At 51.4% G+C, this 16,400-nt stretch carries 19 protein-coding genes; 12 read left to right on the forward strand and 7 right to left on the reverse strand.

Annotated elements, in window-relative coordinates; all coding sequences use genetic code 11:
• Window positions 1-55: 55 nt before the first annotated feature.
• Both ACDO57_RS07815 and lpxP read left to right on the forward strand, forming a co-directional pair.
• Window positions 56-232 (forward strand): YnfU family zinc-binding protein, encoded by a 177-nt coding sequence (locus tag ACDO57_RS07815; RefSeq protein WP_213730113.1) that lies wholly within the window; start codon window positions 56-58, stop codon window positions 230-232.
• A 539-nt stretch (window positions 233-771) separates the two neighbouring features.
• Window positions 772-1,680 (forward strand): kdo(2)-lipid IV(A) palmitoleoyltransferase, encoded by a 909-nt coding sequence (gene lpxP / locus ACDO57_RS07820; protein WP_047647981.1) that lies wholly within the window; start codon window positions 772-774, stop codon window positions 1,678-1,680.
• A 326-nt stretch (window positions 1,681-2,006) separates the two neighbouring features.
• Here the strand turns inward: lpxP and ACDO57_RS07825 are convergent, their stop codons facing one another.
• The 5 genes from ACDO57_RS07825 to ACDO57_RS07845 all read right to left on the reverse strand — a co-directional run bounded on the left by ACDO57_RS07825 (window position 2,007) and on the right by ACDO57_RS07845 (window position 4,811).
• A complete protein-coding gene (locus ACDO57_RS07825; RefSeq protein WP_267214706.1) occupies window positions 2,007-2,225 on the reverse strand; it encodes a hypothetical protein in 219 nt (72 codons plus the stop codon).
• A 119-nt stretch (window positions 2,226-2,344) separates the two neighbouring features.
• Window positions 2,345-3,031, reverse strand: coding sequence for a replication protein P (locus tag ACDO57_RS07830; RefSeq protein WP_101744521.1), 687 nt, complete (start codon window positions 3,029-3,031; stop codon window positions 2,345-2,347).
• Window positions 3,028-3,945 carry a replication protein gene (locus tag ACDO57_RS07835; protein ID WP_199767214.1) on the reverse strand — a complete coding sequence of 306 codons (918 nt, stop codon included), beginning with the start codon at window positions 3,943-3,945 and terminating at the stop codon, window positions 3,028-3,030. Before ACDO57_RS07835 ends, ACDO57_RS07830 begins: the two co-directional genes overlap by 4 nt.
• Before the next feature lie 84 nt (window positions 3,946-4,029).
• A complete protein-coding gene (locus tag ACDO57_RS07840) occupies window positions 4,030-4,581 on the reverse strand; it encodes a toxin YdaT family protein (protein WP_370883820.1) in 552 nt (183 codons plus the stop codon).
• A gap of 2 nt (window positions 4,582-4,583) precedes the next feature.
• The gene (locus tag ACDO57_RS07845) at window positions 4,584-4,811 is read right to left on the reverse strand and encodes a YdaS family helix-turn-helix protein (RefSeq protein WP_072250700.1); all 228 of its coding nucleotides are present in this window, start codon (window positions 4,809-4,811) and stop codon (window positions 4,584-4,586) included.
• Between the two features lie 99 nt (window positions 4,812-4,910).
• On the opposite strand from ACDO57_RS07845, the gene ACDO57_RS07850 reads away from it, so the two are divergent.
• Entirely contained in the window at window positions 4,911-5,303 is a 393-nt protein-coding gene (locus ACDO57_RS07850; protein ID WP_059311998.1) for a helix-turn-helix domain-containing protein, read from the forward strand.
• 502 nt (window positions 5,304-5,805) lie between these two features.
• Here the strand turns inward: ACDO57_RS07850 and ACDO57_RS07855 are convergent.
• On the reverse strand, window positions 5,806-5,997 hold the full coding sequence (locus ACDO57_RS07855) for a hypothetical protein (protein WP_059311999.1): 192 nt from the start codon (window positions 5,995-5,997) through the stop codon (window positions 5,806-5,808).
• Between the two features lie 90 nt (window positions 5,998-6,087).
• On the opposite strand from ACDO57_RS07855, the gene ACDO57_RS07860 reads away from it, so the two are divergent.
• From ACDO57_RS07860 to tus, 9 genes are all read left to right on the forward strand, one after another.
• The gene (locus ACDO57_RS07860) at window positions 6,088-6,210 is read left to right on the forward strand and encodes a hypothetical protein (RefSeq protein ID WP_258321457.1); all 123 of its coding nucleotides are present in this window, start codon (window positions 6,088-6,090) and stop codon (window positions 6,208-6,210) included.
• Window positions 6,207-6,389 (forward strand): DUF1482 family protein, encoded by a 183-nt coding sequence (locus ACDO57_RS07865; RefSeq protein ID WP_125913603.1) that lies wholly within the window; start codon window positions 6,207-6,209, stop codon window positions 6,387-6,389. The genes ACDO57_RS07860 and ACDO57_RS07865 overlap by 4 nt, the downstream gene beginning before the upstream one ends.
• Window positions 6,390-6,565: 176 nt before the next feature.
• Window positions 6,566-9,703, forward strand: a complete 3,138-nt coding sequence (locus tag ACDO57_RS07870; protein WP_370883821.1) for a RecE family exodeoxyribonuclease — start codon at window positions 6,566-6,568, stop codon at window positions 9,701-9,703.
• A gap of 9 nt (window positions 9,704-9,712) precedes the next feature.
• Complete coding sequence (locus tag ACDO57_RS07875; RefSeq protein WP_047647991.1) at window positions 9,713-10,798, forward strand: RecT family recombinase; 1,086 nt, start codon at window positions 9,713-9,715, stop codon at window positions 10,796-10,798.
• 38 nt (window positions 10,799-10,836) lie between these two features.
• On the forward strand, window positions 10,837-11,079 hold the full coding sequence (locus ACDO57_RS07880; protein ID WP_048979543.1) for a DUF4060 family protein: 243 nt from the start codon (window positions 10,837-10,839) through the stop codon (window positions 11,077-11,079).
• 64 nt (window positions 11,080-11,143) lie between these two features.
• Complete coding sequence (gene xisR / locus ACDO57_RS07885) at window positions 11,144-11,359, forward strand: excisionase family protein (protein ID WP_047647992.1); 216 nt, start codon at window positions 11,144-11,146, stop codon at window positions 11,357-11,359.
• Window positions 11,359-12,639 carry an Arm DNA-binding domain-containing protein gene (locus ACDO57_RS07890; RefSeq protein ID WP_370883822.1) on the forward strand — a complete coding sequence of 427 codons (1,281 nt, stop codon included), beginning with the start codon at window positions 11,359-11,361 and terminating at the stop codon, window positions 12,637-12,639. Before xisR ends, ACDO57_RS07890 begins: the two co-directional genes overlap by 1 nt.
• A 29-nt stretch (window positions 12,640-12,668) precedes the next feature.
• Complete coding sequence (gene rstB / locus ACDO57_RS07895) at window positions 12,669-13,967, forward strand: two-component system sensor histidine kinase RstB (protein ID WP_024909335.1); 1,299 nt, start codon at window positions 12,669-12,671, stop codon at window positions 13,965-13,967.
• A 73-nt stretch (window positions 13,968-14,040) separates the two neighbouring features.
• Complete coding sequence (gene tus, locus ACDO57_RS07900) at window positions 14,041-14,970, forward strand: DNA replication terminus site-binding protein (RefSeq protein ID WP_370883823.1); 930 nt, start codon at window positions 14,041-14,043, stop codon at window positions 14,968-14,970.
• Here the strand turns inward: tus and fumC are convergent, their stop codons facing one another.
• On the reverse strand, window positions 14,971-16,365 hold the full coding sequence (gene fumC, locus ACDO57_RS07905) for a class II fumarate hydratase (RefSeq protein ID WP_370883824.1): 1,395 nt from the start codon (window positions 16,363-16,365) through the stop codon (window positions 14,971-14,973).
• Window positions 16,366-16,400: the final 35 nt, after the last annotated feature.

The raw sequence follows: 16,400 nt of genomic DNA on the forward strand, positions 1-16,400 counted from the left end.
GATAATTTATATTTTAAAGCGTATAATAAATATTATATTTTTCAGAGATTATTTTATGTCATTTACAGAGGGACTTAGACATTTTAAAGAAAGACCGGTCCATGTTGCTTGCCCGGTATGCGCATACAGAGCCAATCAGAAAGCAGGTAAACTAAGAAAAAATGCTGTTCTGGAATGTCCTGCCTGCGGACTGTTGTTCAGGCCATCAGAATGCTGGTGCATCGGCGGCTGAACAGTTCCTGCAACTTAACTGATATCTGTAAATGCCAACATTCCTTTTATAGTATAGTGGTAGAGGGCATTATGATGAAAGATAAAAAATCTGTTTTTATTGAAGGAGATATACTTTCGAACAGCTGTCATGGACAGATCGGTCAACATTTCTATATCCACAGAGTGAAATTTAGCAATGGTAAATATGCAATTGTTCGGGAAGCATCAGGGATATGTTTCAAGCCAGGCGAAGTTATTCAACGAAATGATTGCTATTGGTTTTATAACTTAATCCCAATTCGTCTTCTATCTTTTGAGTATGTCGGGGAGGATGAATCCAGAAGGCAATTCCTCGAATATCGTTAATAACCCATTGAGTCTTATAGAAAAAGAATTTTTTCGCCTCACTAAACCATTTAGTGAGCATCCACTCCCACACGCAATCTGTCCCCCTGAATTCAGAAAAAAACTCAATTATCTAAATGAAACGTTCCGCTGAAAAACAAATTCTTCAAATTATCCATGTGCATTACAACCTTCATTAGCTTAGGGAAATTTATGTCACAGCTCTTTACATACAAATTACTTCATCCCCGCCACTGGTTTTCCTGGGCAGGCTTGGCACTTCTGTGGGTTATAGTCCAACTTCCTTATCCGGTTTTATATACTCTTGGTTCCGGTCTTGGAAAAATCTCCAGGCCCTTTTTAAAACGTAGAGAAAGTATAGCGGTTAGGAATATTGAACTCTGTTTTCCCGATATGACTCCGATTGCCCGAAGCCAGATGATAAATAATAACTTTGTTTCTCTCGGGCTGGGACTGATGGAAACTGGCATGGCCTGGTTCTGGAGCGATGCGAGAGTCAAAAAGTGGTTTGACGTAGAAGGGATTGAAAACTTGGCTAACGCAACCGGAGGGGTAATGGTTGTCGGGATTCATTTCATGTCGCTTGAACTATGCGGAAGAGTAATGGGGTTATGCCATCCAATGATGGCAACATATCGGCCGCACAACAATCCATTGATGGAATGGGTTCAGACAAAAGGACGTATGCGTTCAAATAAAGCTATGATTGATCGACGTAATCTATCTCGCTTAGTTCATGCACTCAAGGCCGGTGAAGCTGTGTGGTTTGCACCAGATCAGGATTACGGGCCTAAGGGGAGCGTTTTCGCACCCTTTTTCTCGGTAAAAAAAGCAGCCACAACGAACGGAACGTACGCACTTTCAAAACTCGCTGGAGCAAATTTGATCACACTTAGCATGATTCGACGGAGCGATAAAAAAGGTTATCATATGTATATCAGTAATCCATTGTTAGGATATCCGGAGGACGATAATATCGCTGCAGCTGCTTATATGAATAAAATCATCGAGCGTGAAATCCTCCGCGCCCCTGAGCAATACCTGTGGATGCATCGAAGGTTCAAAACGCGCCCAGAAGGAGAAGACTCTTTATACAAATGAATTTTTCACAGAATTATTCAAATGATTGTCCAGTGGACCTTTCTCAACACCACTCGCACCTCATGCTAGCTTTCATCCGTTCATATTCCGTCCTTAGCAGTTCAGAGGTGTAGGATCCAATAGAGCGGCCAAAGCTAGGATTTCGTACTGCCTAATCCTCAAGATAAAAAAGGTACCATGGGAAAAGTGATTAATATGATTGAGTTATTAGACAACTATTTCTCCGCGCATCACTCAGTCAGCATCAGTCACTTCAGCTACGCTTTATGTGTTCAGCAATGAGCATGTGGTATAAAAAATCTCTTTCGGCTCAATAGCAGTAGCGCTCACGCTTGCATCCCCTTTCCCCTTGCCAGGTTGATTCTGTCAACGCATTCCCTCAATGCTTTGACTTTCTCCGAAGAGAGTTCAGTTTCATCAATTGTGGCCAGAAGCGCGTTGAGGGAGCGCTCAATATCGTTTTTAGTCAACCGTAAACAGATAACCTTAACCCAACGTGGCGAGAACTTGCTGAGGCCGATTGCTCTTGTGATTCGTAATTTCATGCCATGCCTCTTTGTCGCCAGAGGAGGCGACTTGTAACTTGTTTATAACACGTTGTGGAAACAAAGCCTTCTACTCATTCGCTGTATGGTACGAATCTGAAGAATCTTTGCTCGCACAGTTAAACTCTCCCTTCATTTTTTAGGCGCGCGTATTTAGCCTTCAGAAGTTCAGCTGGCGTTGGCCCCCTCAGAGCCACTGGTGCTGCCAACGCACGACGAACAGGCGGGATTGGTTTCCCGGCTAGCACCCGCTTTTCCCACATACCCAGAAGATCACCGGCCTCGCGCTCGAGTTCTTTGTGACACAGCTGGCCATCGGTTCCGCGGCGACGCAGCTCCAGACAGATGTGATAATAAACCGGCTTAGGCCACGGATACTGCTCGCTGCTCGGGTACCGGAATACCAGCTTGCGCCACTTCCAATATTCAGCCATTACGTCAGCGGTGGTGATCCCCAGCACGCTGCGCCCTTCCCTGCACCACTTGATGAACTGGCCTGGCGAAGGCAGGAATGGACGCTCCTGACGACGCACCATGCGCATGCCCGCTTCAACCTGCTCCATTGTGGTGATCCCGTTTTCTTTGAAGGCCAGCACCCACTGACGGCGGATCTCGTTCACGTCTTCCTGGCTGCGATTAACCAGGCTTGCCGGGAACGCGGCCGCCAGCTGTACGAACAGCCCGTTGATAATCTGCGCCACCTGCTGCGTTTGTTCGCGCTCGGTGTACTGCTCTGGCATGTTGTGCGCCACGCGGCGAGCCTGTTCCCGGTCAAAATTGCGAATGCTCTCGGCTAGGTTTTTCATTCCAGCACCCCATCAATCCAGTCGGTGTTATGCAGGTCAATGCCGCCCCGGTATGGCTTTGCCGTTCCGGTTACACGCAGCCGCTTCGTGGTGAGCAGATCCCACTGCTTGCGCAGACTTGAAGGGCTCAGGATGTTGTCTTTCCAGAATTCGTCCCGGTTGGCCCACTGGAACAGGTCACAGATTTCGTAGTGAGTACGCTTGTCCTGGACACGCATCAGCCTGATGGTGTTTGCCCATTCAGCCCAGTTGGGTTCAGATAGCGATGCGTTGACGGTGAGAAGCCTGTCGTAAATCCAGCGCGCGGCCTTGAGGTCGTCAGCGGATCCCCATGATTTACCTGCCGGGGTGTATATCCCGGCGGCAGCTTCTGGATGACGTGAGAGAAATTTTTGAGTTTTCTGGTTTCGGGATTCGTCAGAATTCCGAGACGAGGATATTTTAATATTGTTCTTGTTATAGTCTTGGGTGTCTACCGTTTCCGGGAAGGTTTTTCCCGTTTTCGGTAACACTTTTCCCGATTTCGGGAAGGTTTTTCCCGTTTTCGGTTTGTCTAAAATCCAGGCAGAAAGGTCAGTATTTATACCGACGATTTTCATCACGCCCTGCTTCTGACTGAAGATAATTTTGCGTTCTGCGAGCGATTTGAGCGCATCAGAGACATGCGAATCACTCAGCCCTGTAAGCTCAGCGATCACCGTGTTCGTAACGCGGTCTTGTTTCTTGTTCCAGCCGTAGGTAAGCCAGATCACCGCCTCAAAACACTGCCACTCCCGGCCTGACATTCTCAGACGAGGCTTGAGCTGTTGGATCTCGTTAGCAACCTTGGTATACCCGTTCGACAGGTCGGCCATACGACCTCCCGGTTGTTCGGTTCTGTGGGGGAAATTGATAATTTCAGCTGTGTTTGACATACTTAGCTCCGCAATTACACTCCGTTTTTGCACCTGAAAGTCGGTTCTGTTCGCGCAGACCGGCTTTCGCCTTTTCTGAAGTCTTCATATCGCCCCCAGCATGGTTGTGACCATCGCCAGCAGCGGCGCTGTAAGATCCGGATCGACTCTGAACATTTCGAAAATCCCCTCGCCTAACTCCTTAAGCTTTTCCCTCTTCGGTGCATCGAGCATCAAAGCTTGCTTCGCCTCACTTACCTCTTTTTCTAATCTGGCCATGCGATGTGCAAAGGAGTCGTTCTTTACGACACGGTCGCGGTATCGAAGCGGTAATACGGACATGATCGCTGGCACCAGCAGTTCAACGTTCTTTCGGTACGATGCGGAGTCTTCTTTGTTGTCGAGCCAGCGGAACAGCTTCACGTTCCAGACATCGGCCTGGCCAGAAAAATCTACGCCATCAAGTTGAAGTTCTTCCGCCGCTTCTTGGATTTGAAGCGCAACTGCTACGCGCCCTTCTGCCGCTGCCCACGCCCTGACTGCAGAACAAATATCTCGATGATCAAGATCCTGCTCTGCCGATTCGCTTTGATGACACGGGAATATCATTGGATTAGAGGAAGCTCTGCTACTCTGTTGAAATGAAACAGTTTGCATAGTTAAGGATCCTGTTTAGGTAAACCGTCTGTTGGGTTTGGGTAGAGATCTGGGCGCAGCTCGTGCGGAGTTACGCCGGTAACCCCATAAATTTGCAAAACTCGATCTGCCGGTACGACACCCTGATATCGATTTCGCCAATGACTAACAGTCATGGCGCTTACGGTTAGCAGTTGGGCTAAGCGCGTAGCATTTCCTGCTTTGGTAATTGCTTTATCAATTGCTTTCATAAATAGCTCCTGTAACAACAACGCAATTAAACATATTGTTTATGTTTGTGTCAACATTTTGAATATTGAGCTGATAAACATTTGGTTTAGAATTCGTCCATGAAAGAAAAAACTCATCAGATTAACCACCCCCAAGTTCAGCGGCTTAACGAGGTTCTTGAGCTCAAGAAGTTGACCAAATCAGACATGGCCCGTATATGCGGCGTCAGTGCTCAGTCGGTCAATAACTGGTTTGTTCGTGGGACGATTGGTAAAAGTTCAGCGATTAAGCTGGCGGATGCGCTTGGGGTGAGCCTTGAGTGGCTGCTTGGCCAAGATGTTGGCAAAAAAGATGGACTGAAGCCGGACGAACAACGGCTGTTGGAACTTTACCGTCAGCTTCCCGAAGAAGAGCAACAGAACATGCTTCGCATCTTCGCACTTCGCCTGAAAGAGCTGGACGAACTATATGATAAGTATATGAAAGGCCGGATTCGTTCGCAGGATGATTGAGTAATCCTTTCAGCAATGAATCGTAAAGATCCACCATAAGAAATGGCCATGAAGTGGCCTTTTTTTATGCCCCTCTAATAACTAGCACATCTTTTGTACTAAGCGACCATTCCGCGGACTTCCGGCACGCACCATTTCGTCGAATTTTTTTCCTCCAAAGGACAAAATTTCACTCTCCATAAGCACCACATAAACATTTTGTTTATCTAAAATTACTCATTTTGTTGACTACGACTTAAACTTTGTGTTTAATCTAACTCACTAAGACGCACTACGAACTACCAAGGCAGGACGCCCACGAAGTAGCCGCCGACGGCATACGAATAGTCGGATGAGGTGGAGAGATTAACGCGCATCAGGTTTAAACGTTCCGCTGGCCGGCGTTACAGGCGCATATAGGGGGAAAAATTGTGGATGACACGGTCATAAGAAAGAGTGAGCTTTATGCACATTGCAACAGCTCACTCTGGAGAAATAGGTCTAGCTGGGGAAGCATATAACCCTATTTCCATTCGTCTTCTGAGAGTTTCTGGTCAAGAAAGACTTCGAATTTTGCATAGATTTTTTCTATCTCTTCCACCGGATCGTGGGGGTCAGAAAGATTCCGGCCAGAAGAGATTTGAGCAGAACGGTAAGAGTTATATGTATCAACCGCTAAGCGAGTTAAATACAAGACTTTCTCTTCTTTTTCCACAGTTAATTCCCTCATTAGAGTGCGGGAATAACCACAATAGCACTGAAGTTAGGACCGCGATACGACAGTCAGAATTAAAAGGAAAGATAAATGATCGACTTTGCACGAACACCTTCAAGACAACAAGCTATCCGCCTCAGTGCGGCGGAAGTATGGATTCGCAAGCTTTGCTACTTACTGGCGCAAAAAGGCAATCCAGAGCTAAAAGCATGAGCTCGTTCTTTGCCCTGATCGTTACCGTCTGCGCCCTCACCGGGGAGTGCTCAGACATCATGCTCGGTGTATATCAGACCGAATCTGGTTGTGATGCAGCTGCCAAAGAGCAGCACGTTAAAGGAGAGTGTTACCCATATAGACCGGCTGACGACCACCAGCCTGCTTTCAAATTTTAATCGAGTTATGACCAATGGCTGTTACCAGCCCTTAAAAGCACAAAACCCGCGCAAGGCGGGTTAAGTACCCGGTCAGCCGACCAAAGCTTTCCGGAATCGAGTTTTGACCAATGACCACTACCCAAAGCGGCAATCACTAGCTGCGGGTATCTTACAATCAAAATTAAGGACCCGATATGGAATTCTTTCATTTAATCAAGGCAACGCAGAAATCCGGCAAAGAAGATGCCGTTATCTGGTTCACGGCTAAATCAGAAGCACGAGCCAATTTGCAGCTGGATGTAGAGCTGGAAGATGCTGGCATTGAAACCGGCCGGGGCAAGGATTATAGCAAGCCGGTTCGCACCGATTTTCCGGTTTATGGCGACCTGCCTGAAGAAAGCACAGTTGATTACTCATGGTGCAAACGCTACGAACTGCAGGACGATGGACGCACCTGGCTGCCAAAAGCTGGTGCTGAGTCAACTGGAGCCGTGGACAACACTGCCGCACCGGAACCGACCGTTAAAGTCGAAACCACCGTCGAGATTGTTCCGCTTGAAAACCGCACGCCAGCGGTCCGTTTTGCCGTCTACCTGACCAGCGACAAATACCAGTCACATATCACTAAAGAGCAGCAGCTGGCTGCCAGCGAAATGTCACTGGATGAAGGCTACACCTATCTCCAGAACCTGCTGCTGGCGAAAAACGACATCCCCGAAGTTTCCGAACTCAGCCTGAACGCTGAGTGGAAACTGGTCCAGGCGATTAAACAGGTATTCGCGCCAGATGAAGCTCACGAAACTGAGATTATCGCTGCATTCATGGCTGACTGGGCTAGAGCAGATGCCGGCGACCGCAATCAGTTAGTTGAAGAGTGGAGAAGCGGAAAGCTTACTCTTCTTAAATCAGAAATCGCCAGCGAGATCGGTGTTACAACCGGTCAGGATCCAGAACCTGAAAACGGTATTCAGATTGACGAGAATGATGACGAAACCACACTTTATCCAGTCGTTCGTATGCCGTTCCGAAAGCAGCTACTCGCCCAGTTCACTGCCGACGAACTGCGTCACCACTTAACCCGCGAAGAATACGAAGATATCTGCGCGCTGGAGATGGACACTGATAACAGCTATGTCCAGAACCTGCTGCTGGCGTCAGAAAACTGCGAAGAGGTTAAGGGTTACGACACCAAAGACCTGTGGCGCTATACCGACGCCATTCGCAAGGTGTTCAGCCAGGATAAGCGTCACGAACTCGCTTTGGTTCTCCGTTTCACCAGAATCTGGGCGGCTACTGATTATATTGACCGCGGAATTCTCGTTCGCGACTGGTCAGCCGGAAGCCGCATCAGCAACGTGCAGCGTACTGATTCAGGTACCAATGCAGACGGCGGCTATGTAACGGATCGCGGCGAAGGCGCTCACCACACTCTGGACACTCTCGATCTTGAGATCGCATGCGCCCTGCTGCCTATGGATTTCCATCACTTTGAAATCCCATCAAGCGTTTTACGTCGCGCCAAAGAAATCGTGGGGAAGAAAGAAGAGCCATGGAAGTCATGGAGCGCCATCCTGCGTAATCAGCCCGGCGTACTGGCGGTGAATCGTGCGGCAATCTTCAATCTGATCCGCATAGCGCCGGAAAACATCCACCACACGCCAGCGGCTCATCTTGAGTTTGTGAATAAAACCATGACTGCTGAGTTTAACTCTGCTGTGGATTTACTGCCGCTGTCTACTCCGGCTGTTGAGACCGAAGCTCCAGTTGCACAACCGCAGGTTGAAAATCTCGGTAGCGGTGTGTTCTCCATCGATGGGCTGATGGATGGAAATACCGAACCGGCCGTCAATACCTCCTCAAATGAAGTCGAAAAAACGAAATACACAGCGGAGACCACCAGCGATGTGCAGATGGAAACGGCTAAGCCAGAGAAAGACGAAGATGTTGGTTCGATACCACCGGGCGAAAGCACTGATGCAGCTAATACGCAGACAGATTCCATAGTGCCGGAAGAGCAGCAGTCAGAACCCGTAATCGAATACCCGGCTTACTTCGAGCCTGGCCGCTACGAAGGTCTGCCGAATGATGTTTATCACGCAGCAAACGGCATTAGCTCAACCCAGGTGAAAGATGCCCGCGTCAGCCTGATGTACTTTAACGCGCGCCATGTGGCTAAAACCATCCCGCGAACAGCATCCAGAGTGCTCGACATGGGAAACCTGGTGCATGCTTTAGCACTGCAGCCTGAAAATCTCGAAGCAGAGTTCAGCGTAGAACCTGAGATCCCGGAGGGAGCTTTCACCACCACCGCAACTCTGCGCGAGTTCATCTACGCGTACAACGCCAGCCTGCCGGCGCTGCTAAACGCTGACGAGATTAAAGCGTTGCTTGAAGAACATAACGCGTCCCTTCCCGCTCCAGTGCCGCTTGGCGCCAGCCTGGAAGAAACGGCTCAAAGCTATATGGCTCTCCCTGCTGAGTACCAGCGTATTGAAGAAGGCCAGAAGCAAACGGCAACGGCAATGAAGGCATGTATCAAAGAGTACAACGCCACTCTGCCGTCGCCGGTTAAAACCAGCGGCAGCCGTGATGCGCTACTCGAGCAATTAGCGATCATCAATCCTGATCTGGTGGTGCAAGAAGCGCAGAAACCGACACCGCTGAAAGTGTCCGGTACCAAAGCAGACATGATCCAGATAGTTAAATTAGTTAAGCCCGATGCCATATTCGCCGACGAACTGTTGGATGCCTGGCGCGACAACCCTGGCGAAAAGATTCTGGTTACCCGCCAGCAACTGGCCACAGCGCGGGCAATTCAGTCCGCACTACTGGCGCACCCGACCGCGGGCATGCTGCTGACACATCCAAGCCGCGCCGTTGAAGTGAGCTATTTCGGTTTCGACGACGAAACCGGATTAGAAGTGCGTGTACGCCCTGACCTCGAGATTGAACTGGACGGCGTGCGCATCGGCGCTGACCTGAAAACCATCAGCATGTGGAATGTGAAGCAAGAAAGTATGCGCGCCAGGCTGCATCGGGAAATCATTGACCGGGACTACCACCTCAGTGCGGCTATGTATTGCGAGACCGCGGCGCTGGACCAGTTCTTCTGGATTTTCGTCAACAAAGACGAGAACTACCACTGGATCGCCATCATCGAGGCGTCAACCGAACTGCTGGAACTGGGCATGCTCGAGTACCGCAAAACGATGCGCGCCATCGCAACCGGATTCGACACGGGCGAATGGCCAGCGCCGATCACTACCGATTACACCGATGAACTGAACGACTTCGACCTGCGCCGCCTCGAAGCGCTGCGCGCTCAGGCTTAAGGGGGATATATGCATAACACAAACGTTACCGTTGCTGACCAGAACACCGTTATTAACTCCAACGTGGCTTTGTTCGATTCCCAGTATCTGAACGCCATCAGCACGTTCGCGCAGATTATGGCCCAGGGCACCGCTACTGTACCTAAGCACCTGCAGGGCAATCAGGCCGATTGCATGGCTGTAGCGATGCAAGCGGCACAGTGGCAGATGAATCCCTTTGCCGTGGCCCAAAAAACGCACCTGATTAATGGTGTACTCGGGTATGAAGCGCAGCTGGTTAATGCCGTGATTTCGCGCAGCGGCGTGCTGGCAAGTCGTTTTGAATATGAGTGGTACGGGCCATGGGAAAAGGTCGTTGGGAAATTCCATATCCGTAAAGGAGACAAAGGCGAGTACCGCGTCCCGGGCTGGACCCTGGCTGACGAAGCCGGGATCGGCATCATTATCCGCGCAACGCTTAAAGGCGAAGATCAGCCAAGAGAACTCGATTTGCTGCTGGCTCAGGCCCGTACCCGAAACTCTACCCTTTGGGCTGACGACCCTCGCCAGCAGCTGGCGTACCTGGCCGTCAAACGTTGGGCGAGACTGTTCTGCCCGGATGTGATTCTGGGCGTTTATACCCCTGATGAACTCGATGATCGTCGTGAAGAACGAGAGGTAAACCCGGCACCGGCGCAGCACGTTAGCCTTGCAGACATTTCAGGTGACAACGTAACTACTACTCAAACGGCTCAGGAATCAGCTCAAAACATCGATGCACTTGCTGATGATTTCCGTGACCGCATCGAGGCGGCTCAGGATGTGGATAGCGCTAAAGCTCTGCGAGCAGATATTGAAACCGTGAAAGCAACGCTGGGTTCTGCCCTGTTCACTGAGCTGAAAAACAAGGCCGTGAAGCGTTATTACCTTGTTGATGCCCGGAACAAAGTCGAAGCAGCCATCAATTCCTTGCCACCTTCAGATGAGCCCGATGCAGCTGCGCGGTTCGCAGAAGTAGAGCGCGTTCTTGCATCGTCTAAACGCCATCTGGGCGACGAATTGCATGGTCAGTTCAGCATCACCCTGGCGGATATGAAACCGGAATACGTGGACTAACGAGATCGGGAGGGGAAACCCTCCCTCAAGGAGAAGAAATGCGACTGATTAATCGAGGCAGTAAGCAATCCCCTTTAGCTCGCCAGGCATGTGAAATCGCACTCGCAGCCCACCAGCAAAGATATGGTGACTATGGGCGCAGCAAGATGAAAGAGACCTATACGGTGAAAGTGGAAGGCGTGAAGGTCTGGGTTGAAGTGGTCAACTGCAAGGCAAGCTACGTGGCCACAGCAATGACCGGCATGCGCCGACTGCGTTCCCTGCCCGGCCAGGCAAACTGAAACTGAAATATCAACGACTAAAGACCGGCATATCTATACTCATGCCGGTTACCTGAGGTGAACCATGTCGCAGGTAATTTACGATTCAGAATGGGGCGTTGCTTCAAAACTAAAAGAGAAGACAGGCCTTACAGATCGTCAGATTAAAAGCTATCGCCAAACCTCATGGGTAGAAGGTGTTCATTTTAAGAGAATCCCATTGGATGGAAGCAGCTCCGAAGAGCGAGGACTTGTCTGGTACAACATCCCAAACATTAACAGGTTTGTGAAGGAGGCATAATGGCTGCAATGCCAACGGGTGTTGAGATCCACAACAATAAGATACGAATAAGTTTCAAGTTTCAGGGCGTTAGATGTCGAGAAACATTGAAAGGATGGATCGTGAATGCTTCGAATCTCAAAAAAGCCGGGAATCTAAGGGCCAAAATTGTAAGCGAGATTCAGCTGGGCACTTTTGACTACCGGGGCGTGTTTCCGGAGTCAAAGGTAGCAGCAAAGTTTTATGCATCTAAAAATATTACGACGTTCGCCGAACTTGCATCAACCTGGTATGAAAACCATAAAATCGATCTCTCCCCCAATGCCACAAGAAGCTATGGGATAGCTGTAAGAACGTTAACAAAACTAATCGGCCCTGAAACGCCGGTTGCATCCATCACCAACAGCGACATTCTGGGCTGGAGAAAGGAATTACTGACTGGCGAGACTAACTATGCTCCCGAAAAGAGGAGAAATAAAACCGGCCGCGCCGTTAGAACAGTAGATTATTATCTGGCCATCCTGCGACAAATCCTCGACTATGCGGTTAAAAATAAAGTCATTTCATATCAACCATATGTCGGGATAAAAAGGCTTCGCAAAGGGCAAACAAAACCAGATCCGCTTCTTAGACATGAGTTTGAGCAGTTGAAAGAGACTGCTCCGGCTCAGCAGAAAAACATGTGGCAATTTTTCGCTTATACCGGCGTTCGGCCCGGGGAGCTTTGCGCTCTTGCCTGGGAGGATATCGATCTTAATTCCGGTGAAGCTACGATTGCACGCAATCTAACTCAGGAAGGTTTGTTTGGACCACCCAAAACCGAAGCTGGATACCGGACGATAAAGTTACTGGAGCCGGCTCTGGAGGCTTTGCGAGCTCAAAAGGAGCTAACGGGAAGTGCCCCTAAGGTACCAATCACTTTTCACCACCGGGAGTTCGGTAAAACGGAAACGCAAAAGCTGCACTTTGTGTTTATGCCTCGACCTCAGAAAGGCAAGCAAGCTGCGTACTATTCAGTCAGTTCAATTGTGTCATTATGGGATATTACGGTAAGACGATCGGGAATTCGCCGCAGACGCCCCTATCAGCTGCGTCATACATACGCATGCTGGATGTTGTCGGCAGGTGCTAATCCTGCTTTTATAGCGAATCAGATGGGTCATGAGAATGCAGAGATGGTCTTCCATGTATACTCTGCGTGGATAAATGCTCTCGATAGCGATCAGGTATCATTTTTGAATCAGCGCTTTGGCGGATATGCAAATGCCCCTATAGTGCCCCTGAAGGTAAAAACAAAGTAGTTAATTATTTGATTTCCCGGTGATATTTAATGAAAAAGCTGTTTGTGCAGTTTTATCTTTTGCTGTTTGTCTGCTTCCTGGTCATGACCATGCTGGTCGGGCTGGTCTATAAATTCACCGCCGAACGTGCAGGCAGGCAGTCGCTGGACGACCTGATGAAAAGCTCGCTTTATCTGATGCGCAGCGAGCTGAGAGAGATCCCGCCGCACGACTGGGCGAAAACCCTGAAAGAACTGGATCTCAATCTGTCATTCGATTTGCGCATTGAGCCGTTAAAAAATTTTGAGCTGGACCCACCCGCCATGCAGCGTCTGCGCGACGGGGACATCGTCGCGCTGGATGAGAAATACACCTTTATCCAGCGTATCCCGCGCAGCCATTACGTGCTGGCCGTCGGCCCGGTTCCCTATCTCTATTATCTGCACCAAATGCGCCTGCTGGACATGGCGCTGATGGCCTTTATCGCCATCTCGCTCGCGTTTCCGGTTTTTATCTGGATGCGCCCGCACTGGCAGGACATGCTGAAGCTGGAATCCGCCGCGCAGCGTTTTGGCGAGGGGCATTTTACCGAACGCATTCACTTCGACAGTGGTTCCAGCTTTGAACGTCTGGGCGTGGCCTTTAACCAGATGGCCGATAACATCAATGCCCTGATCGCCAGTAAGAAGCAGCTGATCGACGGAATTGCGCACGAGCTGCGCACGCCGCTGGTGCGCCTGCGCTATCGTCTGGAGATGAGCGAAAATCTGACGGAAGCGGAGTCTCAGGCGCTTAACCGCGACATTGGCCAGCTTGAGGCGCTGATTGAGGAACTGCTGACCTACGCGCGCCTCGATCGCCCGCAAAACGAGCTGAACCTCAGCACGCCAGATCTTCCTGCCTGGCTGCAAACCCATATTGATGACGTTCAGAGCGTGAACCCGCAGCGTACGCTGTTGACCCGCGTGACGCCGGGTGATTACGGCGCACTCGATATGCGCCTGATGGAACGCGTGCTGGACAACCTGATGAACAACGCCATGCGCTACAGCGAAAGTACGCTACAGATTGGGCTGGATTTGCAGGGCAGTCAGGCAAGCCTGACGGTGGAGGATGACGGCCCGGGGATAGCTCCGGAAGCGCGAGAAACCGTGTTTGAACCGTTTGTCCGCCTCGACCCCAGCCGCGATCGCGCTACTGGCGGATGTGGCCTGGGGCTGGCGATTGTCTACTCTATCGCGCAGGCAATGGGCGGCACGGTGCATTGCGAGGAGAGCGAGCTTGGCGGCGCGCGCTTCTGCTTTAGCTGGCCGGTATACCATAACATCGCCCTTCCCGTTCCTGTCTGACCTAAACCGCACGCTGGCCTGACCAGGCGTGCTGTGCTATATGATAAGTATGTTGTAACTAATGAGAGTGTTTATGGCGACTTACGATCTCCTCGAACGGCTGAACAGCACGTTTCGGGAAATAGAACACGAGCTCCTGACCCTGACCGAACGTTTGCAGACCTGCCGTCTGCTGGCCGCGCGCGTCTTTACCCTGCCCGAGGTAGCTAAAGGGGCAGAACACGACCCGCTGGACACCATCGAGGTTGAACAGCACATCGGCAGCGCCGCCCTTGAGCTGGCGCTGAAACACTATCGTCGCCTGTTTATCCAGCAGCAGTCTGAAAACCGCAGCAGTAAGGCGGCCGTGCGTCTGCCCGGCGTGATTTGCCTGCAAACCGATGCGACAACGCGCGAAGCGCTGGAAGCCCAGATTACCCAGATCAACAGCCTGAAAGCGGCATTTGAAAATATCGTTACCGAAGAGTCCGGCCTCGCCCCTGCCGCCCGGTTTGAATGGGTGCACCGTCAGCTTCCTGGGTTAATTACCCTGAATGCCTATCGCACGCTGACGGTACTGCGTCACCCCGCTACGCTGCGCTTCGGCTGGGCGAATAAGCACATCATTAAAAACTTCACCCGAGATGAGATTCTGGCGCAGCTGGAAAAAAGCCTGAAGACGCCGCGCACCGTCGCACCGTGGTCGCGTGAACAGTGGATTGAGCGCCTGGAGCAGGAGTACCACAGCATCGCCTCGCTACCGGCGGACACGCGCCTCAAGATAAAGCGCCCGGTGAAGGTGCAGCCTATCGCCCGCGTCTGGTATTCCGGTCAGCAAAAACAGGTTCAGTATGCCTGTCCGACGCCGCTGATTGCGCTCTTTGATGCCAATCAGGGGGCCATCGTGCCGGATATTGGTGAGCTTTTGAATTACGATGCGGACAATGTCCAGCACCGTTACAGACCTCAGGCGCAGCCGCTGCAGCTGATTATTCCGCGGCTGCACCTGTATGTGGCGGGTTGATTATTTCAGGCTACCGACCATCGCTTCCGGGCGAACCCAGGCGTCGAACTCCGCCTCCGTCAGATAGCCCAACGCCAGGGCGGAGGCTTTCAGCGTCAGCCCCTCTTTATGCGCTTTTTTAGCGATCTCGGCGGCCTTGTCGTAGCCGATATGGGTATTCAGCGCCGTCACCAGCATCAGGGATTCATTGAGCAACTGGTTGATACGCTCGCGATTCGGCTCAATCCCTACCGCACAGTGCTCGTTAAAGCTCACCATCCCGTCCGCCAGCAGACGAATCGATTGCAGAACGTTGTGGATCACCATCGGGCGATAGACGTTCAGCTCGAAGTTGCCGGACGCGCCGCCCAGGTTGACGGCCACGTCGTTGCCCAGTACCTGACAGCAGAGCATAGTCATGGCTTCACACTGGGTCGGGTTGACTTTACCCGGCATGATGGAGCTGCCCGGCTCATTTTCCGGAATGCTGATTTCACCAATGCCGCAGCGCGGCCCCGAGGCCAGCCAGCGCACGTCGTTGGCGATTTTCATTAATGATGCCGCCAGCCCTTTCAGCGCACCGTGGGTGTGGACCAGCGCATCGCAGGTCGCCAGCGCTTCGAACTTGTTGGGCGCCGTGACGAACGGCTGCCCGGTGATGTTTGCCAACTCCTTCGCCACGCGCACCGCGTATTCTGGATGGGTGTTTAACCCGGTCCCGACCGCCGTCCCGCCGAGCGCCAGCTCCGCCAGGTGCGGCAGACTGTATTCAATGTGCTTCAGGTTATGTTCCAGCATCGCCACCCAGCCGGAAATCTCCTGGCCGAGCGTCAGCGGCGTGGCGTCCTGCAGGTGCGTACGGCCAATTTTAACGATGTCGCGGAAGGCCTGCGCTTTCTCATTGAGCGTGGATTTCAGGACATTGAGCTGCGGGATAAGCTGCTCGCGGATAGCAATCACCGCCGCCACGTGCATCGCCGTCGGGAAGACGTCGTTGGAGCTCTGGCTTTTGTTGACGTCATCGTTCGGATGGATCTTACGCTCCATGCCGCGCACGCCCCCCAGCAGTTCGCTTGCCCGGTTCGCCAGCACTTCGTTCATGTTCATATTGCTTTGGGTGCCGGAACCGGTCTGCCAGATGGCGAGGGGGAATTCATCGGGATGCTTACCCGCCAGCACTTCGTCGGCGGCGTTGATGATGGCGGTCGCTTTGTCTGCCGTCAGCAGGCCTAAATCCTGGTTCACTTTCGCAGCTGCACGTTTGGTGAGCGCCAGCGCCTGAATCAGCGAGACGGGCATTTTTTCAGTCGAGATACGGAAATGCTCCAGCGAACGCTGGGTTTGCGCGCCCCATAGCTTGTCGGCCGGGACGTCGATGGCGCCCATCGAATCTTTCTCATGGCGTACCGTGGTCATTACTTTCTCCTTGATAACAAAAGAGGGATTGCTCA

The sequence above is a fragment of the Enterobacter cloacae complex sp. 2015409 genome (assembly GCF_041365315.1).
GTDB lineage: Bacteria > Pseudomonadota > Gammaproteobacteria > Enterobacterales > Enterobacteriaceae > Enterobacter > Enterobacter pseudoroggenkampii.